This is a genomic window from Streptomyces chisholmiae, assembly GCF_031845445.1.
GTDB classification, from domain to species: domain Bacteria; phylum Actinomycetota; class Actinomycetes; order Streptomycetales; family Streptomycetaceae; genus Streptomyces; species Streptomyces chisholmiae.
Genome location: NZ_JAVREO010000014.1, coordinates 130,503 through 153,775, shown reverse-complemented (window position 1 = coordinate 153,775; position 23,273 = coordinate 130,503). Strand labels below are relative to the sequence as shown.

The window sequence follows — 23,273 nt, the reverse complement described above, 5'->3', positions numbered from 1 at the left end:
CGGTCCGCCCGGCGCCCTCGGCCGGGTGCCGACCACCGTAGCGGCGCCGCCGCCCGGGGTAACCCCCCGTGCCGCACCGGAGTTCGGCCGCGTGCCGCCCCGCCCGGCGGGGGCCCGGCCGCCGCACGACGACAGGGGAAGCGGAGATGACGGCTGCGCCCACGTGGCGGAACTGGTCGGGCACGGTGACCGCGCGCCCGGCGCGGGTGGTCGCGCCGGCGACCGTCGAGGAGTTGTCGGCGGTGGTCCGCGCGGCCGGCGCCGACGGGCTGCGGGTGAAGGCGGTGGGCAGCGGCCACTCGTTCACCGGGGTGGCGGCCACCGACGGGGTGCTGCTGCGGATGGCCGCGTTGGACGCCCCGGTCCAGATCGACGCCGGCTCGGGCCTGGTCACCGTCGAGGCCGGCATGCCGCTGCACCGGCTGAACGCGGTGCTGGCGGCGCACGGCCTGGCCATGACCAACCTGGGCGACATCGACCGGCAGACCGTCTCCGGCGCCATCTCCACCGGCACCCACGGCACCGGGGCCCGCTCGGGCGGCCTGGCCGCGCAGGTGCGGGGGCTGGAGCTGGTGTGCGCGGACGGCTCGCGCCTGCGCTGCTCGGCGGCGGAGGAGCCGGAGGTGTTCGCCGCGGCCCGCGTCGGCCTCGGCGCGCTCGGGGTCCTGACGAGCGTCACCCTCCAGTGCGAGCCGGCCTTCCACCTGCGGGCCCAGGAGGGGCCGATGGGCCTGACCGAGGTGCTCGGGGAGCTGCCTCGGCTGCTGGCGGAGAACGAGCACGTGGAGTTCTACTGGTTCCCGCACACCGACCGGACGCTGACCAAGCGCAACAACCGGCTGCCGGCCGGCGAGCCGCCCCGCCCACCGCGCCGGGCCCGGGCCTGGTTCGACGACGAGTTCCTCTCCAACACCCTCTACGAGGGGGTGAACCGGCTCGCCACCGCGGTGCCCCGGGCGATCCCCCGACTGAACGCGCTCAGCAGCCGGGCGTTGGCCGCCCGCACCTACAGTCACGACTCCTACCGGGTGTTCACCTCGCCGCGCCGGGTGGTCTTCCGCGAGATGGAGTACGCGGTCCCCCGGGAGGCGGTGGCGGAGGTGCTGCTGGCGATCCGCCGCTGGGTGGCGGACAGCGGCGAGCGGGTCGCGTTCCCGGTCGAGGTGCGCTTCGCGCCGGCCGACGACGTCTGGCTCTCCACCGCCTACCGGCGCGAGTCCGCCTATGTGGCGGTCCACCAGTACCACCGGCTGCCGTACGAGCGGTACTTCCGGGCGGTCGCCGAGATCGCCGACGCGGTGGGCGGCCGGCCGCACTGGGGCAAGCTGCACTGGTTGGACGCGGCGGCGCTGCGGGAGCGCTACCCGCGGTTCGCCGACTTCCTGGCGGTGCGCGAACGGCTCGACCCGGACGGCGTCTTCGCCAACCCGTACCTGGACCGGGTGCTCGGCCCGGTGCCATCGCGCGGCTGACCGGCGCGGACCGCGCGGCCGCGCGCCGCCACGCACGTCCGGGCGCCGGCCGCCCGCCGTTTCCGGGGGGCGCGGGCCGACCAGGATCGGGGTGTCCTTGCCACCCAAACTTCGGGGGTTCTCCGTGCGCCGTCTGTTCCACTCCGCCTCGACCGCCCTCGCCGCCGGCCTGCTCGCCCTGGCCGCCGCCACCCCGGCGCAGGCCGCGCAGGGGACCCTGCACATCGGCGGGCACCAGTACGCCAACCCGAGCGGCTGCTACCCGGTGAGCTCCGGCGACCAGGTCACCAACGCGACCAACGAGCGGGCCACCATCCACGCGGGCGGCATCTGCGGCGGCGCCGCGGACGGCATCGTCGACCCCGGCGAGTCCGCCACGGTGCTGGGCAACGAGGGGCTCTCGCTGTACATCCGCTGAATCGGGCCGCCCGGCGCGGGATCGTCGGATAATCAGGTGCCCGATCCCGCGCGGATGCCTACCGTCCCGGCATGGACCTGCGCATCGTGACCCTCGCCGAACAGCCCACCCTCAAGTCCTCCTTCCCCGACGCGGCGACCGAGCCCTGGCCCGCGTTCATGGACGAGGACCCGATGGCTCCGCTGTACTACAGCGATGTCCGCACCGCGCACCCGGAGTTCGGGCTGCTCGCCTACGACGCGGCCGCCCCGGACCGGGTGATCGCCCGCGCGTACTCCGTGCCGTTCGCCTGGGACGGCGACCCGGCGCTCGGTGAACTCCCGGACGACGGCTGGGACGGGGCGATCTGGCGCTCGGCGCGGGACCGGCAGCTCGGCCGGCGGCCGAACCTGGTCTCGGCGTTGGAGATCACCATCGCCAAGGACCGGCAGGGCACCGGGCTGTCCGGCCGGATGCTGGCCGCGATGCGGGAGAACGCGGCCCGCCTCGGGTACGAGCACCTGGTCGCCCCGGTGCGGCCGAACCACAAGCACCTGGTGCCGGACCTGCCGATCGACGCGTACGCCGGGCTGGTGCGCGAGGACGGGCTGCCGCGCGATCCGTGGCTGCGCGTGCATGTCCGGGCCGGCGGCCGGATCGTGGGCACCTGCAAACGCGCGATGGTCATCCCGGGCACGCTCGCCGAGTGGCGGGCCTGGACCGGCCTGCCGTTCGACCGGTCCGGGCCGGTCCAGGTCCCGGGCGCGCTCGTGCCGGTGCACTGCGACGTCCAGCACGATGTCGCGGTCTACGTCGAGCCGGGGGTGTGGGTGCACCACCGGCTGTGAACCGGCCGGGTCCGGCCGGGCACGACGCCCGCCGTTCGCTTCCGCCATCGCCGGCGGTCCGGTGGCATACTCCGCCGGCCAGGCCACGATGGCTGCGCGCGCTGGGAGTTGCGGGCGGGGGGGCGAGAGATGCGGAGCAGACCGTCGACAACGACCGCGGCACGGGATCACCACCGCCGGCCTGCTCGTCGGCTCCCCCGCCAACCCGCGCCTGCGCAACCCCGCGGTCCTGGCCCGCGGTCGGCGGTCCTAGGGTGTGCGGATGCGCGCGCAACGTACCGCCCGGCCGGCCGATCTCGACCAGGTTCGGGAGTCCTACGACCGGGTGGCCGACAACTACGTCCACATGGTGCTGACGACGGGGATCGGCGACATCCGGCGCGACCCCTGGCTCAAGGCGTCGATCGACGCGTTCGCCGACTCCGTGGGCGAGTTGGGGCCGGTGCTGGACGTGGGCTGCGGGCCCGGCACGGTGACCGGCTACCTCGCGGAGCGCGGGCTGGAGGTGTCCGGGGTCGATCTGTCGCCCCGGATGGTCGAGAACGCCCGCCGGCTGTACCCGGAGTGCCGCTTCGAGGTCGCCTCGGCGACCGAACTCGACCTGGCGGACGCGTCGTTGGGCGGCGTGCTCGGCTGGTGGTCGCTCTTCAACCTGCCCCGCGACGTGCTTCCGGGGGTGCTCGCCAGCTTCGTGCGGGCGCTGCGGCCGGGCGGGTACTTCCTCACCGGGACGCACGTGGGCGACGGCGACCTGGCGCGGACCGAGGCCTACGGCGGCGTGCCGGTGCGCTGGACGACGTACCGGTGGCGGCCGGAACCGTATGTGGCGCTGATCGAGCGGGCCGGGCTGCGCCCGGTCGCCGAACTCCGGCTGCCCGCCGGGGAGCACACCGGCCCGGGGCTGGTCGTGATGGCCAGGAAGCCCGACTGACGGTCAGCCGGCCGGGCCCGGGCCGTCCGGCGGCGGGGTCCAGCGGGTGCCGCCGAAACGGGCCAGGGCGGCGGAGACGTCGGTGGGCAGCGCCGGCAGCACGGACAGTGGCAGCACCCAGTACCGGCCCTCGCCGGCCCGGAAGGCGCGGGGCGGCGGTGTGGCCCCGGGCCGCAGCAGCACCTGCACGGCGTAGACCCGGGTGTCCCGCCCGTATCGGGTGATCTTGCGGAAGTCGACGGCCAGCACGTCCGCCCAGGCGAGCCAGCCGTGGTGCCGCCCGAAGCGGAACGCCAACTGGTCGGCGGTCAGGTGCAGTTCGATCCGGATCGGCGGGCGGAGCAGGCCCAACAGACTGATCAGCAGCCCGATGCCGCACCAGAGGGCGGCCGCGCCCAGCGCCATGACCGGGTCGCCGTTGAGCGCCGCCCGGACCATCACCACGGCGGCGACCAGCAGTACGGGGGGCCAGTGCGCGACGGGCATCCGCCGGTCGCGGGCGGAGAGCCGGAAGGCGTGCGCGTCGTCCTGGACGACCCGCCAGCCCCGGTAGCCGGCGACGGGCCGGGCCGCCGCGGCCGTGGCCTCCTGGCGCAACGTGCGGCGGGTGGCCGGCCCGGGGAGGCCCGGGCCGCCCGGGGCGGCACCGGTGGCCGGCCCGGTGGGGGCCGGCCGGGCCAGGTGTTCCTGGAGGCGCAGGTGCCGGAAGCGGAAGACGCCGCCGCCCTGGGCGAGCAGCCCGCCGGCGTGCGCGTCGCGCAGGAACTCCATCAGCGACCAGGGCAGCACGCCGCGCAGCGCCAGCCAACCGCGCCCCAGCAGCCAGCGGCTCCACGGGCTGAGCAGGAAGAGGACGGCCGCCGCGCCGAACCAGCCCATGACGCCCCGGCCGAGGCCGGCCGCCGGGGCCACCCCGTACCAGTCGTGGGCGGCCTGGCCGACGCCGATGAGGGGCGCGACCACGGTGACCGACAACAGCGTGGCCCGGCGTTCGTCGGCGAGCAGTTGGGCCGGGGTCGCCGCGTCGACGGTGTCGGCGGGGGCGGCGATGGCGACCATGAGCAGCGGGGCGAGGACGGACCCGCAGACCATCATGATCAGGTAGGGGCGCTGGTCGAACGCGCTGGTGGAGACGAGCGCGATGGTGCCGGCCGGGTAGAGGACGGCGACCGAGGCCCACGCCACCCGGCGGGCCGAGGCGGCCCGGCTGGCGCTGCGCAGCGCGGCGTGGATGCGGAACGGGTTGGCGCGGCGGCGTGGCTCGCCCCGGCGGGCGCCGAACCAGTAGTCGGCGGCGAACCAGAGCACGGCGCCCTGCAACGCGCCCATGGAGAGGGAGAGTTCGAGGCCCAGGGTCTGGACGAAGTCGTCGGAGTACCAGCCGGTGAACGCCTCGGCGGCGCGGGCGAGGCCGAGGCTGAGGGCGAGCAGCACGCCCACGGTGAGGAACCAGCTGCCCGGCCCGCGGAGCAGTCGCCACCAGGCGAGTTCGGTGGTGCCCTCGGCGTCGAGGCGGCGGGCGAGCCAGGTCAGCCAGCCCCGGGCCCGGCGCGGGTTCCAGTGGCCGGGGGCGTGCAGCCGGTCGGGGTCGGTCGGGTCCTCGGTGAAGACGGCGGGGAAGACGGCGTCCAGCAGGTGGCGTTCGACGTCCTGGCCGTGGCGGAGTAACTCCTCCGGGTCGGGCGACCGGCTGGCCAGCCAGATCATCAGCGGGTTGCCCAGGGCCCGGGCCAGGGGCGCGTCCGGTGTCTCGGCCAGGGTGGCGGCGACCGCGTGCCACCGGTCGTGGAGCCGGGACGGGGTGGCCCGCAGCAGGTAGGCGGTGGCGTCGGCGAGCGTCACCGGCCGGGCGGTGAGGGTGGCGGCCCGGGAGATCTCGCCGCCGCTGGCGACGGTCTCCCGGTAGGCGTCCTCGCGGCAGGCGAGGATGACGGCGTCGTCCCGCCCCAGGGCGCCGTCGATGCCCTGCAGGACCTGCCGGCGGCGGTGCGGCGGGAGTTCGTCCAGCCCGTCGAGGACCGGCAGCAGCCGGTGCCGGGGGACCCGGCCGCGGGCGGCGGGCGGCAGGCCGCGGTCCAGCCAGGCGCGGAAGTGCTCCCGGGTCGGGTCGAAGCCCTCCAGGGTGAGGAGCACCGGGACGGGCGCCCCGGGGGTGGTCAGACAGCGGGCCGCCAGCTCCAGGGTGAGGTGGATCGCCAGCACCGACTTCCCGCAGCCGGGCGGGCCCAGGAGCAGCAGGCGGCGGAAGGGGAGCGCGGCGAAGGCGTCGACCAGCGCGGTCGCGTCACCGACGGCCGAACCACCGGCCGCGGCAGGTCCCCAGTCGGCCGCCCAGCGGACCGTCAGCGGCTCCCGCTCGGCCGCCACGTCGCGCGCCCGCAGCTCGGCCGCCCACTGCTGACGCACGCTCAACGCCAACTCGCGGGCGGCCTGTTCGACCGGGTCGACCGTGGTGTTGATGGTGACGTCGCCGAGCACCTGGCCGATCTGCACCACATAGTCGGCGTGCCCGCGCATCTCGTTGTGCACATGGAGGAAACCGCCGTCCCCCGGCTTCTCGTCGCCCATGCCCTCAGGGTGGCAGGTGGACGATCAGTCCGGGGTGCGAACACCGTCACGGCTCGGTACCGAACCGCGTCGCCCGCCGGCCGCACCGGGACCGGTCAGCGGTGGGTGGTGGGCGGTCCGCCGGTACTCGCTGGGCGGGACTCCCATGGCGCGGCGGAAGGCCCGGGCGAACTCGGCGTGCCCGGTGAAGCCCCAGCGGGCCGCGACCGCGCCGACCCCGAGGTGGCCCAGGCGCGGGTCGGCCAGGTCGCGGCGGCAGCGCTCCAACCGCTGCTGCCGGATCAGCGCGGCGACCGTCGCGCCGTGCCGCTGGTGGACCCGGTAGAGCTGCCGCCGGGAGACGTTCAGCGCGGCGGCGACGGCCTCCGGGGTCAGCCGCGGGTCGGCCAGGTGGCCGCGGATGAAGGCGAGGCTGCGCAGGAAGAGGGTGCGGTCGGCGGACTCCCCCGCCGGCTCCCGGCCCAACTGGTGCAGCAGCACGGTGGTCGTGAGGTCCAGGACGGTGCCGGCGAGCCGTTCGGCGTCCGCCGGCGTGCACGTGTCGAGCTCGGCTGCCAGCCCGGTGAGGAAGTCGGCGAGCAACCGCCGCACCCCGCCGTCCGCCGGCAGCGGAACGGAGGTCAGCCGCCGCAGCTCGGCCGGCCGCAGCGGCAGCAGGGTGCGGGAGAACTGGAACATCAGGCTCTCCGCCACCTGCCGGTCGAAGTCCACCCGGGTCTCGAAGGGCCGGTAGGTCTCGTTGACGACCATCTCCCCCGGGCGCAGCGCCGCGAGCCGCCCGTCCTGCTCGATCCGCTGCCGGCCCCGGACGATCAGCGCCAACTGCACCAGATCGGGGTCGTCTCGCCGGATCAGCCGGGGCGTGCGGTCGGCGTGCAGCGAGCTGTGGACGGCGGTCGAGAGGCGCGGTCCCCCCAGCTCGGCCGCCCGGACCCGGCCCACGAACCGCTCGGGGTCGGGGAACCGCATCCGGACGGGGACCACCGAGCGGGCGGTGGCCGCCTCCCACCCCGCGATCCGGTCCTCCAGCGGTAAGCGCGCGCTGTCGTACACCGTCAACATCCCCACCGACCCCCTCGGCTCCGTCACGGCCTCGTCCGTGCCGTCGTCGCGGCCCGGGCCGTGTCCCCGCAGACATGTGTACCCGGCCGGGCGCGAGCTGGCAGCCCCCGCGGGCCCCGGTTCCGGCGATCCGACCGGGACCTGACCGGAAACCGACCGGGACCGGTCAGCGCCGGGCGGAGGCGGTGTCCGGGGCGAGGGTCTCGACGCGGCGCAGGTAGGCGTCGCGGGAGGGCAGCAGGTGCTGCCGGCAGGTCTCGGCGAGCGCTTCCGGGTCGCACTCCTCCAGGGCGTGGATCATCGCCCAGTGTTCGCGCCGCGCCTGGTCCTGGACGGGGCGGGAGCCGGCGTTGACGGAGCGGATGGCGTGGGTCATCTGGGCGTGCCGGAGGATCGCCGCGACCAGCGCGTCGTTCTCGGAGAGCGCGAAGAGCGCGCGGTGGAAGGCGGTGTTGCTGTGCATGATGCCGCGGAGGTCGTCGCTGTCCACGGCGGTGTCGTGCCGGCGTTGGATGGCGACCAGCTCGGCGAGGCGCTCGGCCGGCACCGGCAGCGGGATGCCGCGGGCGCAGGCGGTCTCCAGCAGCTCCCGCACGGCGTAGATGTCGCGGACCTCCTTGGCCGTGTAGGCCCGGACGAACGCGCCGACGTGCGGCCGGCGTTCGACCAGCCCGTCGTTCTCCAGGTCCTGGAGGGCGCGGCGCACGACGTGCCGTTTGGCGGCGAACCGTGCCATCAGCTCGTCCTCGACCAGCCGCTGGTGCGGGAAGCGGAGCCCGAGGACGATCTCCTCCTCCAGCATCCCGGCGACCTGGGGCGCGGTGCCGGTCTTCGGCGCTGTCTCGTCCGTTCTCGCCACGGATCCGGCCCTCCCTCGTCGCCGTCGCGCGCCGCTCATTCTGGCACGGGTCCTGGCACGGGTCTTGTCCCGCGTCGGGGCACCGTGGTTACATGCCCGCTCATATCGACAAGATTATCAATAATGAAGTGAGCGGCTATGACGGACAGCGGAACCCCGCCCCAGGGCATGCGGGGTGGCCTGGTCAACTACGGCGACGAGGAGTTCGCGCTCTTCCTGCGCACGGCGTTCATCAAGGGCGCCGGCTACACCGACGACGCCCTGGACCGCCCGGTGATCGGCATCGTCAACACCGGCAGCGGCTTCAACCCGTGCCACGGCAACATGCCGCAGCTGGTCGAGGCGGTCAAACGCGGGGTGATGCTCTCCGGCGGGCTGCCCGTCGAGTTCCCGACGATCTCCCTGCACGAGAGCTTCTCGCACCCGACCAGCATGTTCCTGCGCAACCTCATGGCCATGGACACCGAGGAGATGATCCGCGCCCTGCCGGTGGACGCGGTGGTGCTGATCGGCGGCTGCGACAAGACGGTGCCGGCCCAGCTGATGGGCGCCGCCTCCGCCAACAAGCCGGCGATCCAGCTGGTCACCGGCTCGATGCTGACCGGCTCGCACCGCGGCCGCACCGTCGGCGCCTGCACCGACTGCCGCGCGTTCTGGGGCCGTTACCGGGCCCAGGAGATCGACGAGGCCGAGATCCGGGAGGTCAACGGCCGGCTGGTGGGCAGCGTCGGCACCTGCTCGGTCGCCGGCACCGCCTCCACCATGGCCACCGTCGCCGAGGCCGCCGGCATCGCCCTCCCCGGCAGCGCGACACCGCCGGCGGTGACCGCCGACCGGACGCGGATCGCCGAACTCACCGGCCGCCGCGCCGTCGGCCTGGCCCAGGAGGGCCTGACCATCGACCGGATCCTCACCCCCGAGGCGCTGGAGAACGCGCTGCGGGTGCTGCTCGCCGTCGGCGGCTCCACCAACGCCCTGGTCCACCTGGCCGCCGTCGCCGGCCGCCTCGGCTACCGCCTGGACCTGGACACCTTCGACCGGATGAGCCGGGAGACCCCGGTGCTGGTCAACCTCAAGCCGGCCGGCGAGCACTACATGGAGGATCTGCACCGGGCCGGCGGCGTGCCCCGGCTGCTGCACGAACTGCGCGACCTGCTGCACCTGGACGCGCCCACCGTCACCGGCCGCACCCTCGGCGAGGAGCTGGCCGAGGCGCCCGAGCCGTTCCCGCAGGACGTGATCCGCCCACTGGACCGGCCGATCTACCCGAGCGGCGGCCTCGCCGTGCTGCGCGGCAACCTGGCGCCGGACGGCGCCGTCATCAAGCAGGCCGCGGCCAGCCCCCGCCTGCTCGAACACTACGGCCGGGCCGTGGTGTTCGAGGACGCCGCCGACCTGGCCGCCCGGATCGACGACGAGGACCTCGACGTCCACCCGGACGACGTGCTGGTGCTGCGGAACATCGGCCCGGTCGGCGCCCCCGGCATGCCGGAGGCCGGCTACATCCCCATCCCCAGGAAGCTGGCCCGGCAGGGCGTCCGCGACATGGTCCGGGTCTCCGACGGCCGGATGTCCGGCACCGCGGCCGGCACCATCGTGCTGCACGTCGCGCCGGAGGCCGCCGTCGGCGGCACCCTCGGCCTGGTCCGCACCGGGGACCCAATCCGGCTCAGCGTCGCCGACCGTCTCCTCCAGCTGGACATCCCCGAGGAGGAACTGGCCGAACGCGCCCGCACCGCCCCCGCCCCCGCACGGCCCAAGCCGGGCCGTGGCTACGGCCGGCTCTTCACCGAACAGGTCAACCAGGCACCCGAGGGCTGCGACTTCGCGTTCCTGCGCGCCGAGGAGGAACGCGGCGCCGTCCCCCGTCCCCACTGACCCCCGCGGGCCACCGGCCCCCGCTCCGCCCCCCACCCACCCCTGACCGCCGCCCCTCCCCCGGCGGCACCGCTCACACCCCGCATCAACGGAGATGTTCGATGGACAACACGACGTGGACCCTGGTCGCCGCGCTGGCGGCGGTCGGGCTCCTCCTGCTGATGGTGATCAGATGGAAGTTCCAGGAGTTCCTGGCGCTGCTGGTGACCACCATCGTCTTCGGCCTGGCCGTCGGCACCAGCCCGACCGAACTGGTGGAACTGGTCGTCGAGGAGATGGGCGGGTCGCTCGGCCAACTCGCCCTGGTGATCAGCCTGGGCGCCGTCTTCGGCACCATCCTGCAACGTGCCGGCGCGGCCGAACGGATAGCCACCACCCTGGTCGGCAAGTTCTCCGACAAGAACATCGCCTGGGGCCTCGGCGTGGCCGGCTTCCTGGTGTCGATCTCGGTCTACATCGACGTCGCGATCGTCATCCTGGTGCCGATGCTGTACGGCATCGCCCAGCGCACCGGCAAGTCCCTGCTGTACTACGGCATTCCGATGTGCGCCGGGCTGAGCTGCGCCTACACCTTCATGCCGCCGGCCCCCGGTCCGCTGGCCGCGGCCGGCATCATGGACGCCGAGCTGGGCCTGGTCATCCTCTTCGGCGTGCTGTGCGGCATCCCGGCGGTGACCGTCGCGGGGCCGCTGTTCGGCCGCTACATCGCCAAGCGGATCTTCGTGCCGGTGCCCACCCAGCTGCACGCCGAGGCCACCGGCATCGGCGGGACGGCGGGCGGCGGCACTAGCTCGGACGCCGCCGGCGTGGAGTCGCCGCGGGGCGCCTCGCTGCCCAGTTTCCGGTCCGTGGTCGGGGCGTTGCTGCTGCCGCTGGCCCTGATCGTGCTGGGCACCGTCGGCAAGCAGGCCCTCCAGGAGGGCACCGCCCCGGCCAACACCCTGATGTTCATCGGCCACCCGGTGATCGCGCTGCTGCTGACCTGCCTCTACACCATGTACTTCTTCGGCGTGCGGCGCGGCGCCACCGGCGAGGAGCTGCGCGAGCTGGCCTCCTCCGCGCTGGGCCCGGCCGGCCAGATCATCCTGATCACGGGCGCCGGCGGCGCCTTCGGCGGGGTGCTGGTCGCCTCCGGCCTCGGCGAGGTGCTGGCCGAGGCGATGGAGGACGCCAGCGTGCCGCTGGTGGTCTTCGGCTTCCTCACCGCCTCGGTGATCCGCATCTGCCAGGGCTCCGGCATGATCGCGATGATCACCGGCGCCACGTTCACCGCGCCGCTGGCCCAGGCGCTGGGCGCCGGCCCGACCGAGACCGCGCTCACCACCATCGCCATCGCCTGCGGCGGCGCCGCGTTCTCCCACGTCAACGACTCCGGCTTCTGGATGGCCAACCGCTACTTCGGGATGTCCGTGGCCGACACCCTCAGGTCCTGGACGGTCATGAAGACCACCGTCGGCGTCACCGGCTTCGCCGCCGTGCTGGCCCTCAGCGCCTTCACCAGCTGACCGACCGCCCGGCCAGCCCCACCGCGCGAGGTCTCCGGCACCACCACCGGAGACCTCGCGCCCCCCGAGGAGCGAGGTCTCCGGCGCGCGCCGGCGCCTCACCACCGGGCGATCAGCGGCGGCCCCGGCTCATGACGCCGCCACGCCTCGCTGAGACGGCCGAGCCGGGCGGGCGTCGCGATGCCCCGCACGGTCGCGATCCGGCCGCCGGCGAGGTCGAACGTCACGGAGCCCACGACCCGGTCGTCGAGCACGGCGAGGACGGCGGGCGAGCCGTTGACGAACGCGAAGTGCATGGCGGGCGTGCCGCCGGCCAGCCGCCGTTTCGCCGGCGTGGGCCTGAAGCCGGCCCGGGCGACGGCGGCGATACGCCGTGGCGTGTCGTACCGCAGCAGCCGCTCGGTCAGGCCGGCGCCGTCGGAGATCGCGGTCGCGTCGTCGGTGAGCAGCGCCACCAGCCGTTCGGTCTGGCCCGACGAGGTGGCGGCGAGGAACTCCGCGACGATCCCACGGGCGGCCGCCGGGTCGACCTCGCCGCCGCGCCGAGCGGCACCGACGCGGCGCCGGGCCCGGTGCAGATGCTGCTGGCTGGCGGCCTCGGTGATGTCGAGGATCTCGGCGATCTCGGCGTGGGGGTAGGAGAACGCCTCCCGCAGCACATAGACGGCCCGTTCCCGCGCCGACAGGCGCTCCATCAGGGTCAGCACGGCCAGCGAGACCGATTCGCGCTGCTCGAAGGTGTCGGCCGGGTCGAGCATCGGGTCGCCGTCGAGGAGCGGCTCGGGCAGCCAGGCTCCGACGGCGCGCTCCCGGCGGGCGGCCGCCGAACGGAGCCGGTCCAGGCACAGGTTGGTGACGACCTTGGTCAGCCAGGCCTCCGGCGTCCTCAGCTGCCGCCGGTCGGCGGCCTGCCAGCGCAGGTAGGCGTCCTGGACGGCGTCCTCGGCGTCGGCCGCCGAGCCGAGCAACCGGTACGCCAGGGAGGCCAGCCGGTGCCGACTGGCCTCGAACCGACCGGTGTCGAAGCGATCAGTGGTGGTGCTGTCCACGCGGACCTCCCTGGGTGGCTACGCGGCCGGGTTCTCGGCGGGCCGACCCGTGGACGTCGGCAGCGCGACGGCCAGCCGGCGCCGGCGCCTGGGCAGGCCGAGGGTGGGATGCGCGGTGGCCCACAGCGCGCCCCGGAGGATGCCCGCCTTGATCCGCGCGGCCTTCCGGCCGCCCACGTACCTCGGCTTCGCCCGCGCCTGGTCGTCGACCGGCTGCAGCAGCCCGTCCCGCCGGCCCAGGCTGATGTGGTTGAGCACGTACACGAGCTTGGCACGGGGGACCTCGCGGCCGGTCAACCGCGCGACGATCGCCTCGATCGCCTGCTTGCCGGTGGCGCCGGCCGAGGCGCAGGACATCGGCAGTGGCCGGCCGTTGTCGCCGATCGCGTGGGCGCTGTCGCCGACGGCGTAGACGTCCGGGTGGGAGACCGACCGCATGGTGCGGTCGACGACGAGCTGGCCGCCCTCGGTGACATCGAGGCCGCCGGCCGCGGCGAGCGGGCTGACCGCGAACCCGGCGGTCCACACCGTCGCGTCGGCGGCCAGGACGGTGCCGTCGGCGCACCGTACCCGGGTGGCTTCGACGGCTTCGACCTCGGTGTGCTCCAGGACGGTGACGCCCAGCCGGTCGCAGGCCCGGCGCAGGTGCGTGCGGGCGCCGGCGGAGAGGGCGGCGCCCAGCTCGCCGCGGGCGACCAGCGTCACCGACAGGCCGGGCCGGGCCTCGGCGATCTCGGGTGCGGTCTCGATGCCGGTCAGCCCGTCGCCGACGACCAGCACCCGGCCCCCCTCACCCGCCTCGTCCAGGGCGTCCAGGCGCTCGCGCAGGCGCTGCGCCGAGGGCCGGCCGGCGACGTCGAAGGCGTGCTCGGCCACGCCGGGCACGCCCTGGTCGGCGACCCGGCTGCCGAGCGCGTAGACGAGCGTGTCGTAGCCGAGTTCGACGCCACCCGCGGCGTCGGCCACGGCGACGACGCGGCGTTCGGGATCGACGGCGGTGACCCGGGCCACGCGCAGCCGGATCCCGGTGCCCGCGAAGACCTCGGCGAGCCCGGGCGTCTCGATCGCGTGACCGGCCGCGAACTGGTGCAGCCGCATCCGCTGGACGAAGTCCGGCTCGGCGTTGACCACGGTGATGTCGATGTCCGCCGGGGACAGCCGGCGGGCCAGGTTCCCGGCCACGTGGGCCCCGGCGTAGCCGGCGCCGAGGACGACGATGCGATGTTTCATGGGGCGCTCCTGTCTGTTCGTCCGCTCCCTCGGTGACTTGAGCGAAACGACGCCCCGATTGCTGACAGGAATTGTCTGTGACGTGGGTAACAGGCCGACCGGCGGGCGGTGGTGCGAACCCGGTGGCTGGCGGGTGGGCCCAGCGGGGCCGGGGCGGCCGGACGCCCTTCGATCCCCCCGATCAGTACCCGCGGTTGCTCGTCGAGGCCACGCGGCTCGGGGTGGTCCCGGGCGAGCCCGGTCGGGTGGCCGCAGACCACGATCCCCTGTTCCGGACCACTTCGGCCACGGGCGGGGGCCGCTCCTGCCCCTGGGGCGCCGTCAGTCGGAGTGCGGCTGGGCTCGCCGCGCCCACGGGCCGTCCGGTGCCAGGGCGTCCAACACGGCCAGCAGCCGCGGCGGTTCGACCGGGTCGGGCAGCATGTCCAGCGCCGACCACTCGATCCAGGTGTGCGCGTCCAGGTTGACCCGCTCGTCGGGGAGCAGCCCGGTCCGCAGCAGAGCCGGCCGCTCCTCGCCGAACCGGGCGAGGAAGAAGGGCTCCACGCCGACGTACCGCCGCCCGTTCCACCGCACGTCGCGGTCGACGGGCACCGACCGGTCGAGGACGGCGGCCGGGTCGAGGCCGGTCTCCTCGGCGAGTTCGCGGCGCGCCGCCGCCAGGGGTGTCTCGCCGGGCTCGATGCCGCCGCCGGGCGGCTCCCAGAGCAGGGCGCCGTCGAACGGGTCCCGCCAGCGCAGCAGCAGGACGCGGTGGGCGGCGTCCAGGCAGATCACCCGGGCGGCGGGCCGGTATGTGGTCTCCACCGTCTCGACGGTAGGCGGCCGGGGGAACGCCGCTCAAGGCCGCGTCGGCCGACGTGCGGGCCGCACGCCGACGCGGCGGGCCCCGGCCGGTTGGCCAGGACCCGCCGCGTGGCGTGGCGTTCGCGTCGCGTCAACCCCGCGCGGCGGTCGCAGCGCCGCGCCTTGGCCTCACGGGTGGAGCAGCTCGCGCGGCTCCGGGTGGTCCAGCGCCGGGTCGTAGGCGTTGCCGGCCGCCGCCCGGGACTGGGCCTCCGCCGGGAGACCGGCCCAGGCGCGCACCGACTCGACCGCGAGGTCACGGTCGGCCGCCCCGAGCAGGCTGATGCCCGCGCTGTGGTTGGCCCCCGGGGCCACCAGGCGGTACGTCTCCCGGTCGGCGGAGTCCGCGGTGAACGGCTTGGCGCTCCACGGGTCGGCCTCGCCGTCCACGAACAGCATCTCGGTGCCCAGGTGCGTCACCCAGCCGTCGACCCAGGTCATCGCCCGGTTGTCGAACGCCGGCAGCTCGATCTCCGGCGGCACGAAGGCACCGGAGTACTTCAGCTCCGGGTACTCCAGCAGGTCGTCGATGTGCCCCGTGGAGTACAGCGGGTTCCCCAGCTGGGTGGCGGCCTGGTAGTAGTACGGCACGGTGGCGGCCAGCTCGTGGTCCGCGCCCCAGCCCACCATCTGGTCCACGTAGTCGTACAGCTCCTGGGTGGAGGCGGTCGGCTCGGGCACCGCGGCACAGTCCTCGGCCGAGCCGTAGTACTGCCAGAAGGTCCACCGCAGGTTCAGCGGGCCGACCTCGAAGGACTGTTCCACGCCGCCGACGTTGGTGAAGGTGGCGCCGACCTCCTCGGCCCACGCCTCGTGCAGCGGCACCATCTCGTCGCGCCGCAGCAGGAGTTCGCGCTCCACGTCCTCCAACGCCGAGCGGCACTCCTCGGTGCCGACGCTGGACAGGAACGCGTCGTAGGGCGCGGTGTCCTCGCGGTCGGTGCTGCTGGGCGCGACGTAGGCGACCGTCCCGTCCATGTCCTCCGGGTAGTAGTAGCGGTAGTAGGCCGCGGTCATGCCGCCCTTGCTCCGCCCGTGGGAGATCCAGTTCTCGTCGTAGATCGCCGACAGCGCCTCGTGGACGCGGTGCTGGTCGCTGGCCGCCTGGTAGATGTCCAGGTGCGTCCAGTCCTCGACCTCGGGGACCGACTCACCGAAGAACCGGTGCTCCAGACCGACCTCGTTGGCGTCCAGCAGCTGGGTGGGCTCGCTGTAGGCCGGGTTGGGGTTGAGCCAGTAGCCGTTGGTGTGGAACACCGTGGGCCGGTCCTCGCCCGTGTGCAGCACGGATATGCGCTGCTCGAACGTGCCCGAGCCGGGCCGGCGGTGGTCCACCGGCTGCTCGAAGCTCAGCAGGAGGAACCGGTCGCCGTTCGCGGCGGGCTTCTCCTCGATCAGCGTCATGCCGGGGATCGCGGCGATGCGCTCCGCGATGTCCTGTTCCTGAGCCTGAGCGACGCCCGTCGCCGCTCCCCCCACCGTGGCTGTCCCGGCCAGTACGGCCACCGAGACGAGCCACCCCGTGGTCTTCCGCATGCACCTACTCCTCACGTCGGCAGGATTTCCTGCACCGCCATCAAACCATAGCTTTCGCAAATAACTTGTGGTGAAAAGCGGTTGAAGTTGAGCAGGCGTCAGCGGAGGCCGGGGCGGCCCGGGGCGCCGGCCCGGTCTCAGGCGCCCGGGTCGGCGGTGGCCAGGGCCACGATGTCGCGGTTCTCCCAGACCCGCCGCTCATGACCGTGCCGGGCCAGGTGCAGGCCCACCCGCCCGAGCTGGGCGGTGTCGGTCACGGCCGCGCCGGAGAGCCGGCGCAGCAGCGGGGCGAACGGGATGACCGCCGCGGTCCCCCACCGGTAGACCCGCGTCTTCGACCGCTTCGCGTGCGCGGGCAGCACGAAGGCGGGCCGCAGGGCGTAGCCGCGCGGGAAGGCCCCGATCACCGCGTTCTCCGTCCGGCCCTTGACCCGGGCCCACCGGCTCCGCCCCCGCTCGGTACCGTCGGTCCCGGCGCCGGAGAGATAGACGAAGGTCAGGCCGGGGTTGACCGCGGCGAGCGTGCGGACGGCGGCCACCGTGTAGTCGTGGGTGACGCGTTCGTAGTCCGCCGGGCTCATGCCCATCGACGTCACCCCCAACGCCCAGAAACAGGCATCGACGCCCGCCAACTCCCCGCTGAGCGCGTCGAAGTCGAGGAAGTCACCATGCACGAGGTGCCGGTGCTTGGGGTGCGTCGCGGCCAGCGGTCCACGACCGACGGTGACCACCTCGGTGACATCCTCGGCCCGCAGACTCTCCCGCACGAACCCGTCACCGATCAACCCACTGGGGCCGAAGACCACTACCTTCACGCGCACCACTTCCTCGCTGGACAGGGGCCACCGCCCCAGGCAGGCTGCCACACCCACCGGGCCAGGCGCACGCGAGGCTGCTCCCCCGCCGTCCACCGCGCGCGGCAGGGGACTTCGCCGCACGAACCGCCCCCCCGGGGCGGCCCGGGGCGGACACCCCGGCGGGGCAGGTGCGGAACCGCCCGGCGGTGGCCTGCTCCTGCGCCTGCGGGGCGCTCCGTCCCGTTCCGCGCGCCGCCTCACTACCGTTGGTCCACATGACCGACGCCCAGACCGAGATCGACGAAGACCTGGTCCGCGACCTGCTGCGGGAGCAGCATCCGGACCTCGCCGGGCTGGCCATCCGCGAGGTCGCGGGCGGCTGGGGCAACCAGATGTGGCGGCTCGGGGACGAGTTGGCCGTGCGCATGCAACGCATGGACCCCACCCCCGAGTTGCAGCTCAAGGAGCGGCGGTGGCTGCCCGTGCTGGCCCCGCGGCTGCCGCTGGCGGTGCCGACCCCGGTGCGGTTCGGCGAACCGTCCGCGCGCTTCCCCAAGCACTGGACGGTGATGACCTGGGTCCCCGGCGAGCCGCTGGACCACGGCGCGATCAGCCGTGGCGCCCACGCGGCCGACGCGTTGGCGGGCTTCCTCCGGGCCCTCCATGTGCCGGCGCCCGCCGAGGCGCCGATCGCCGCGGACCGCGGCGCCCACCCCAGGGACTGCGGGGACGGCTTCGAGCACTTCTTCCGCGCCGTCGCCCCCGACGACATCGCCGCCGAGGTCCGGGCGGTGTGGGACGACGCCGTCGCGGCCCCCGCCTGGGAGGGCCCGCCGGTGTGGGTGCACGGCGACCTGCATCCGGCGAACGTCGTCGTCTCGGCAGGCACCCTCTCGGGCATCGTGGACTTCGGCGACATGTTCGCCGGCGACCCGGCGTGGGACCTCGCCGCCGCGTGGGTGCTGCTGCCGGCGGGCACGGCGGCACGGTTCTTCGACGCCTACGCGCACGCCGACGCGGCGACGATCCGGCGGGCCCGCGGGCTGGCCGCCATGAAGGGCCTCTTCCTGGTGCTGATGGGCCAGAACGGCGACCGGGGTCTTCCCGGTGGCAAACCGCACTGGGGGCCGGCGGGCCGGGCCGCGCTGGAACGGGTGCTGGCCGGCGTCTGATCCGCGCCGCTTCAGCCGCGCGGGCACCGGCCGTCCCCCGCCCGCCGGTCAGGCCGACGGGCCGGTGCGGTGCACCGGCCCGTCGGGTGTTGCGGGTGTTGCGGGTGTCAGTGGTGTCGTGCGCGCCGCTGACGGGTGATGAGGACCGCCGCCGTGCCCGCGCCGAGCAGCACGGCGGTGAGGGCGAGCATGCCACCGAGTCCGGACGTGCCGGTCTGGGCGAGACTGCCGCCCGGTCCGGGTCCCGGTCGGTCCGGTCCCGGGGCCTGGGGCTCCGGAGCGTTGGGCTCCGGCTCCACGGGCTCGGCCGGGGGGTCCACCGGTTCCGCCGGGGGCGGGTCCGTCGGCTCCACCGGGGGTTCCGGCTCCGGGATGTGCACGCCGGCGTCGATCGTGTGATCGACCCCTCCCGGGGTGGCCGGCGCGGTGACCGGGGCGTAGCCGTCGCAGAGCCGGCCGGAGGTCGGCGGCGTCACGTTGGAGTCGTGGACCGGGTCGTCACCGGCGCGCGGCAGGGTGAACCGCAGGTCGGCGGCGGCCGGTTGGCCCGGTACCTCGCTGGTGTCCGCCGTGCAGACGTCGAACTGCACGGTGTACTCGGCGCCCGGTGTCAGCTCGTACTCCGCGCCGACCCCGCCGAAGTAGTACTCGCCGGCGGCATCGGTCGTGGTCGTGGCGACCTGCTCGCCGTCGGCGTCCAGGAGGTTGATCGTCGCGCCCGGCAGCAGCACGTGCCCCGGGTCCTGGAGGCCGTTGCGGTCGCCGTCGAACCAGACCACGTTGCCGATCTGGATCGGTGCGTTCTCGGCGGCGTACGCGATGTCACCGAGGCCGCCGGCCTTGCCGAACCCGTTCTGGTTCGGGCCGACGAACTCGTACGCGTTGTGCACCGGGTCGTTGCCGGGGCCGAGGCCCGTGGCGACGTCGTAGTAGCCGGTGCCGCTGGTGACGACCCGGCCGGTCGGGTCCATCTGGGTGCTGACGACCCACTGCTGCTGCGGGATGTAGGCGACGGATCCCAGGGCGGACTCCTGGTGCGGCCCTGGCTGGGTCGCGGAGCCGCCGTTCGGGAAGAAGTCACCCGGGAAGTACTCGACCACGCTGCCGGGCTGGACCCCGGTGCGGGTCGGGTCCGTCGCGTGGTCGGGGCAGCTTCCGGTGCCTTCCCAGTCGTACCCGCCGTCGGGCCTGGCGCAGGCCATGTTGATGTCGCCGCCGGACATCCCGTTCTGCGGGGTGTCGATGCCCGGCCTCGGGTCGAGACCGCCCCAGCTGACGACGTCCATGAACCGGTCTCGGAAGCCGAGGACCAGCGAGCCGTCGCGGGTGAAGGCGATGCTGGCCAGCGAGGGCTGCGGATTGATCATCGCGCCGCCCAGCTGGAAGGAGTCCCAGTTCGCCAGGCCGGTGTGCCACGGGTTCCAGTGGTTGCCCTGGCCGTTGCCGGAGTTGCCGACGTGCACGTTGCCGCGCTCGAAGTCCAGCGGCTGGGACAGCACGGTGGTGAACGCCTCGCCGTCATAGGTGGCGACGACGGCCCGCAGGTCCGCACGGTCCTGGGTGCTCTCGGCGCTGCACACGCCCCCGACATACAGCTTGCCGTCGTGGGCGGCCACGCTGAACGGACGCCAGTCCCCGGCCGAGGCGCAGCCCGGGTCGGGGATCGCCACGGTCTCCTCGGGCGACGAGGCGGTGGGCCCCGTCGCGTCGAAGCTGACCAGGCTACGGGTGAGCAGGTTCACCGCGTACAGGGTCGAGCCGTCCTCCGACAGGGCCAGGCCGCCGATGCTCTCGGTGCCCGGCGCGTCGGTGAACCCGGCGTCCTTGATCAGGTTGTCGGTGTCGTGCGCCGTCTCGACGGCGTCGGGCACCGTCGCGAACAGCGTCGGGGCACCGCCGTCGGTCGGCTGGGCGTAGATCGCGCCGCCGCCCTCCGGCCCGTACTCGGTGTACCGCCGGGCGAACGCCGACTGGAACAGCTGGTCGCGGTACCGGTCGTAGGCGAGCCCGTAGGTCGTGCCCACCTGGTCCTGGGTGTTGAGGACCTCCGGGCACGCCGCCTGGTCGGGGCAGGTGCCCCGGGCGTCCGTCCCGAAGGCCACCAGGGCCCGGGTGTCCGTCCCGCCCGCGCCGCTCTGGATCGGCACGAAGTAGCGGGATTCGGGCAGTGCGTAGTCGGCGGGGTTCCAGACCCCGGTGGTCACCGAGTCGTCCTGGCCGTCCGAGACGTCCACGAACGAGGTGAAGCTGTCGAAGTGGTTCTCCGCGGTCGAGGCGGGCGCCGCCCGCAGGTAGTCCGCGTAGGGTGCCGGGACAGTGACGTCGACCCGGTACCGGCCGCCGGTCAGCTCGCCCGACGGCGGCACGACGACCCTGCCGGTGACGTCCGTGACCCCGGTGACGCGATTGCCCTCGGGGTCGGTGACATCGACCTGGATTCCCCGCTGGGGCACGTCCATGGTCGCGTTGATCACGCCCGTGCCGAAGAAGTCCCGCAGTACCTCGACGGTCAGGGTGCCGTCGGAGGTCGCGGCCACGGCCGGCCCGGCGCCGGTCAGGAGTGTCCCCATGCCGCCCCCTACCAGGAGCACACCGGATAACCCCATCCGCAGCCGTACACCTAAGCGCATAGCGCTCCCTTCATCCTGAGCTCACGCGAAGGCCAGTGATTTGGCGCGCAAAGACTACAAGTTGATGACCCGTTGCATCCGGCCAATCACGGAGTTCGAGGCCGGGTCGGTAGGAACTGTTATGCTCGCGCCGCGTGCGGAGCATGCGGAGTAGCGGAGCCCGGGACGCCGGCGGGCGGGGCGGCAAGGGGCGCGGCAGCGGCGCGCGGGGCGGTAGGGCGCGCGGAGGTGGCGCGCGAGGCGCCGGCGCGCGCCAGCAGGGTCGCCGGTGGCCCCGGTTACGTTGGCCAGCGGCGGCCCTCATCTGTGTCGCGGCGGCGGCGACCAGCGCCCTGGTCCTCCTCGGGGACGACGAAGGGCCCACCGCCCCGCGGGCGTTGACCTCGGACGAGGTGGACCGGCTGGCGGTCACGCGGTTCCTCAACTACCAGGCCGGGGGCCGGGCGGTGACGATCGACGTGCCGAACGTGGACGGTGGGCTGGTCATCACCGCGTCGGTCGACTACCGCACCCACACCGGCTACGGGGTGGTGCGCGGGACCGGGCGCGACGCGTCCAGCGACGGGCTGATCCAGTGGACGGGCACCACCGTCCTCGTCCACCCCATGGCCAACCCTCCGGAAGTCGCCCCGGAGTCGCCGCCCGCGTCCGGGTGGCACAGCCGTCCGCTGCTGACCTCCGGCATGACCCTGGACAGCGCGCTGGCGATCGTGCTCGACCTCGGCAGCGACCGGCCGGACAACGCCGCGCTGCTGCCGCAGAACGGCGCCACCTGGGTCGGCCGGGAGGAGGTGCGCGGCCAGCGCACCGACATCATGAACGGGCCGCGCGCCCAGGCCGATTCCGGCGCCGAACCCACAGCTGGCCCCGCGTCAGATGCCGAGGCCCCGGAGGGTGGCGACGCCGACACCGGCGGGTCGGGGACCGTGCGTTACTGGCTCGACGCGGACGGCACCATGCACCGGGTCGAGGTCGGTATCACCACCGCGCCCGAGCCCGTGGTCCTGGACTTCGACACCCACGCGTATATCCCCGTCCCGCCGCTGCCCGAAGCCGCCCCGACGCCGTAGCCGCGGCTCACGAGGTCGTCGCTACCCGCGCGCCATCGGCGAGCAGGGCCGGCGACGGCAGCACGATGTCCGCGACGACCGGCAGTTCGGGAACGTCCGGCACGACCGTGGCGCCGACCGTGCCGGCGTCCGGGAACTCCGGCTGCGGGCCTGGCGCGGCCACCTCGGTGAACGGAATCCCCGCGGGCGCCGGCGGAGCGCTCCAACTGCCGGTCGGCGTCGGGGAGTCGGCAGACAGCGGGCAGGACGCGACGGCGGCGAGGTCCGCGGGCACGGTCGTCCCAAGCTCGTTCCCCGCCAGGCAGTTGCCCTGTCCCTGGGTGGCGGTGGGGAAGGTCCAGCCGACGTCCAGGCCGTTCCCGGCGAAGGCGTTCTCCGTGATCTGGTTGCCGTCCGCCGTCAGATCGGCGGTGGCGGTGATCACGAGACCGGCGTTGACGTGGCCCGTGACCAGGTTGCGGACGAACCGGTTGTCGCTGCCGCCGTCGACGCCGATGCCGATGCCCCAGCCGCCGTCGGCCTGTTCCGGGGTCTGCGGCTGCTGGTTGTCCGCGATCAGGTTGCCCGCGATGACGGCGTCGCGCTGCGGGAGCAGCTTCTCCTGGTGGTCGGAGTTGGTGGTCAGGCCGACGCGGTTGCCGACCAGGCGGTTGCCGACCACATACATGTCACCACTGGCGTTGGTGTTCTCAAAACCGACCGCGTTGAGTTCGGAGATGTTGTCCCGCACCACGATCCGGCACGGTCTGCACTGGCCGACGTAGATCCCCGAGTCCGCCCCGCCCGAGGTGTAGGAGTGCTCGATGACACCGTTCCGCGCGGAGAACGCGTAGATGCCGTAGAGGCCGTTACGGGTCGCCGTCACGTGCGAGACCAGGAACGACTCCAGGAGGACGACGGGTTCGTCGCCGGTGTCGTAGCCACCGCTGCCCGGCAGCGCCTCGACCGCCGCCGCCGAACCGGTGACCAGTACCCCGTTGTGCGTGTTGTTCCGCACGGTCAGGTTCTCCACGGCCACCCCGGGCGCCGTGACGACCACCCCGTGCGGCCGCCGCACCTGCCCGTCGATGACCACCTCCGCCCGGGACTCGCCCCGCAGGGTGACGCGCTCCGTGTCGATCCGCACCGACTCGTGGTAGACGCCCGGCGCCACCAGCACCAGGTCGCCTGGCTGGGCCAGGGACACCGCGTCCGAGACGGTCGGAGCGTCGGCGGGCACCCGGATCGTCACCTCCGCGCCGTCCGGCCGCCGCCCTTCCACGGCCGATCCGTCGTCACCGCTCCCGCCGCAGCCGGTCACCAGCGCCAGTGCGCCCAGGGCAGCCGCCAGCACGCGGCAAGCCAGTCGAGACATGCGCCCAGTCTTTCACGGCGCCACCCCATCGGAACGTCGAACTCCCGCTCGTAATAGGGCCGTTGGACG

Annotated in this window: 18 protein-coding genes; 8 read left to right on the top strand and 10 right to left on the bottom strand. The window is 74.2% G+C overall.

The window, feature by feature from the left end:
- Window positions 1-146: 146 nt before the first annotated feature.
- From RM844_RS22640 to RM844_RS22625, 4 genes are all read left to right on the top strand, one after another.
- Window positions 147-1,472: a D-arabinono-1,4-lactone oxidase gene (locus tag RM844_RS22640; protein WP_311669176.1), complete on the top strand. Its 1,326-nt coding sequence runs from the start codon at window positions 147-149 to the stop codon at window positions 1,470-1,472.
- 124 nt (window positions 1,473-1,596) lie between these two features.
- Entirely contained in the window at window positions 1,597-1,890 is a 294-nt protein-coding gene (locus RM844_RS22635) for a hypothetical protein (protein WP_311669175.1), read from the top strand.
- A gap of 71 nt (window positions 1,891-1,961) precedes the next feature.
- Window positions 1,962-2,717, top strand: coding sequence for an N-acetyltransferase (locus RM844_RS22630; RefSeq protein WP_311669174.1), 756 nt, complete (start codon window positions 1,962-1,964; stop codon window positions 2,715-2,717).
- Window positions 2,718-2,979: 262 nt separating this feature from the next.
- The gene (locus RM844_RS22625; protein WP_311669173.1) at window positions 2,980-3,648 is read left to right on the top strand and encodes a class I SAM-dependent methyltransferase; all 669 of its coding nucleotides are present in this window, start codon (window positions 2,980-2,982) and stop codon (window positions 3,646-3,648) included.
- A gap of 3 nt (window positions 3,649-3,651) precedes the next feature.
- Here the strand turns inward: RM844_RS22625 and RM844_RS22620 are convergent, their stop codons facing one another.
- The 3 genes from RM844_RS22620 to RM844_RS22610 form a co-directional block, all read right to left on the bottom strand.
- Complete coding sequence (locus RM844_RS22620) at window positions 3,652-6,216, bottom strand: NACHT domain-containing protein (RefSeq protein ID WP_311669172.1); 2,565 nt, start codon at window positions 6,214-6,216, stop codon at window positions 3,652-3,654.
- Window positions 6,217-6,240: 24 nt separating this feature from the next.
- Window positions 6,241-7,305, bottom strand: a complete 1,065-nt coding sequence (locus tag RM844_RS22615; RefSeq protein ID WP_311669171.1) for an AraC-like ligand-binding domain-containing protein — start codon at window positions 7,303-7,305, stop codon at window positions 6,241-6,243.
- Window positions 7,306-7,444: 139 nt separating this feature from the next.
- Complete coding sequence (locus tag RM844_RS22610) at window positions 7,445-8,137, bottom strand: GntR family transcriptional regulator (protein WP_311669170.1); 693 nt, start codon at window positions 8,135-8,137, stop codon at window positions 7,445-7,447.
- 138 nt (window positions 8,138-8,275) lie between these two features.
- Between RM844_RS22610 and RM844_RS22605 the strand changes: the two genes are divergently transcribed.
- Both RM844_RS22605 and RM844_RS22600 read left to right on the top strand, forming a co-directional pair.
- Window positions 8,276-10,015 (top strand): IlvD/Edd family dehydratase, encoded by a 1,740-nt coding sequence (locus RM844_RS22605; RefSeq protein ID WP_311669169.1) that lies wholly within the window; start codon window positions 8,276-8,278, stop codon window positions 10,013-10,015.
- Window positions 10,016-10,116: 101 nt separating this feature from the next.
- On the top strand, window positions 10,117-11,520 hold the full coding sequence (locus tag RM844_RS22600) for a GntP family permease (RefSeq protein WP_311669168.1): 1,404 nt from the start codon (window positions 10,117-10,119) through the stop codon (window positions 11,518-11,520).
- A 98-nt stretch (window positions 11,521-11,618) separates the two neighbouring features.
- On the opposite strand, the gene RM844_RS22595 is transcribed toward RM844_RS22600, so the two are convergent.
- From RM844_RS22595 to RM844_RS22575, 5 genes are all read right to left on the bottom strand, one after another.
- Window positions 11,619-12,569, bottom strand: coding sequence for a sigma-70 family RNA polymerase sigma factor (locus tag RM844_RS22595; RefSeq protein ID WP_311669167.1), 951 nt, complete (start codon window positions 12,567-12,569; stop codon window positions 11,619-11,621).
- 18 nt (window positions 12,570-12,587) lie between these two features.
- The gene (locus tag RM844_RS22590) at window positions 12,588-13,799 is read right to left on the bottom strand and encodes an NAD(P)/FAD-dependent oxidoreductase (RefSeq protein WP_311669166.1); all 1,212 of its coding nucleotides are present in this window, start codon (window positions 13,797-13,799) and stop codon (window positions 12,588-12,590) included.
- Window positions 13,800-14,120: 321 nt separating this feature from the next.
- On the bottom strand, window positions 14,121-14,606 hold the full coding sequence (locus tag RM844_RS22585; RefSeq protein ID WP_311669165.1) for an NUDIX hydrolase: 486 nt from the start codon (window positions 14,604-14,606) through the stop codon (window positions 14,121-14,123).
- Window positions 14,607-14,774: 168 nt separating this feature from the next.
- Window positions 14,775-16,181 (bottom strand): S28 family serine protease, encoded by a 1,407-nt coding sequence (locus RM844_RS22580; RefSeq protein WP_311669164.1) that lies wholly within the window; start codon window positions 16,179-16,181, stop codon window positions 14,775-14,777.
- Window positions 16,182-16,318: 137 nt separating this feature from the next.
- Window positions 16,319-17,002 carry a Rossmann-fold NAD(P)-binding domain-containing protein gene (locus RM844_RS22575; protein WP_311669163.1) on the bottom strand — a complete coding sequence of 228 codons (684 nt, stop codon included), beginning with the start codon at window positions 17,000-17,002 and terminating at the stop codon, window positions 16,319-16,321.
- A 251-nt stretch (window positions 17,003-17,253) separates the two neighbouring features.
- On the opposite strand from RM844_RS22575, the gene RM844_RS22570 reads away from it, so the two are divergent.
- The gene (locus tag RM844_RS22570) at window positions 17,254-18,150 is read left to right on the top strand and encodes an aminoglycoside phosphotransferase family protein (RefSeq protein WP_311669162.1); all 897 of its coding nucleotides are present in this window, start codon (window positions 17,254-17,256) and stop codon (window positions 18,148-18,150) included.
- Window positions 18,151-18,257: 107 nt separating this feature from the next.
- Here RM844_RS22570 and RM844_RS22565 read toward each other — a convergent pair whose 3' ends face one another.
- Complete coding sequence (locus RM844_RS22565) at window positions 18,258-20,756, bottom strand: SdrD B-like domain-containing protein (RefSeq protein ID WP_311669161.1); 2,499 nt, start codon at window positions 20,754-20,756, stop codon at window positions 18,258-18,260.
- Between the two features lie 401 nt (window positions 20,757-21,157).
- On the opposite strand from RM844_RS22565, the gene RM844_RS22560 reads away from it, so the two are divergent.
- Window positions 21,158-21,850 (top strand): hypothetical protein, encoded by a 693-nt coding sequence (locus tag RM844_RS22560; protein WP_311669160.1) that lies wholly within the window; start codon window positions 21,158-21,160, stop codon window positions 21,848-21,850.
- Between the two features lie 7 nt (window positions 21,851-21,857).
- Here RM844_RS22560 and RM844_RS22555 read toward each other — a convergent pair whose 3' ends face one another.
- On the bottom strand, window positions 21,858-23,204 hold the full coding sequence (locus RM844_RS22555) for a right-handed parallel beta-helix repeat-containing protein (protein WP_311669159.1): 1,347 nt from the start codon (window positions 23,202-23,204) through the stop codon (window positions 21,858-21,860).
- Between the last annotated feature and the right edge of the window lie 69 nt (window positions 23,205-23,273).

Excerpts from the sequence above, each read along its gene's own strand:
- RM844_RS22555 (WP_311669159.1), bottom strand. The coding sequence starts at position 23,204 with ATGTCTCGACTGGCTTGCCGCGTGCTGGCGGCTGCCCTGGGCGCACTG.
- RM844_RS22605 (WP_311669169.1), top strand. The coding sequence starts at position 8,276 with ATGACGGACAGCGGAACCCCGCCCCAGGGCATGCGGGGTGGCCTGGTC.
- RM844_RS22580 (WP_311669164.1), bottom strand. The coding sequence starts at position 16,181 with ATGCGGAAGACCACGGGGTGGCTCGTCTCGGTGGCCGTACTGGCCGGG.
- RM844_RS22565 (WP_311669161.1), bottom strand. The coding sequence starts at position 20,756 with ATGGGGTTATCCGGTGTGCTCCTGGTAGGGGGCGGCATGGGGACACTC.
- RM844_RS22630 (WP_311669174.1), top strand. The coding sequence starts at position 1,962 with ATGGACCTGCGCATCGTGACCCTCGCCGAACAGCCCACCCTCAAGTCC.
- RM844_RS22590 (WP_311669166.1), bottom strand. The coding sequence starts at position 13,799 with ATGAAACATCGCATCGTCGTCCTCGGCGCCGGCTACGCCGGGGCCCAC.
- RM844_RS22570 (WP_311669162.1), top strand. The coding sequence starts at position 17,254 with ATGACCGACGCCCAGACCGAGATCGACGAAGACCTGGTCCGCGACCTG.
- RM844_RS22600 (WP_311669168.1), top strand. The coding sequence starts at position 10,117 with ATGGACAACACGACGTGGACCCTGGTCGCCGCGCTGGCGGCGGTCGGG.
- RM844_RS22640 (WP_311669176.1), top strand. The coding sequence starts at position 147 with ATGACGGCTGCGCCCACGTGGCGGAACTGGTCGGGCACGGTGACCGCG.
- RM844_RS22620 (WP_311669172.1), bottom strand. The coding sequence starts at position 6,216 with ATGGGCGACGAGAAGCCGGGGGACGGCGGTTTCCTCCATGTGCACAAC.
- RM844_RS22625 (WP_311669173.1), top strand. The coding sequence starts at position 2,980 with ATGCGCGCGCAACGTACCGCCCGGCCGGCCGATCTCGACCAGGTTCGG.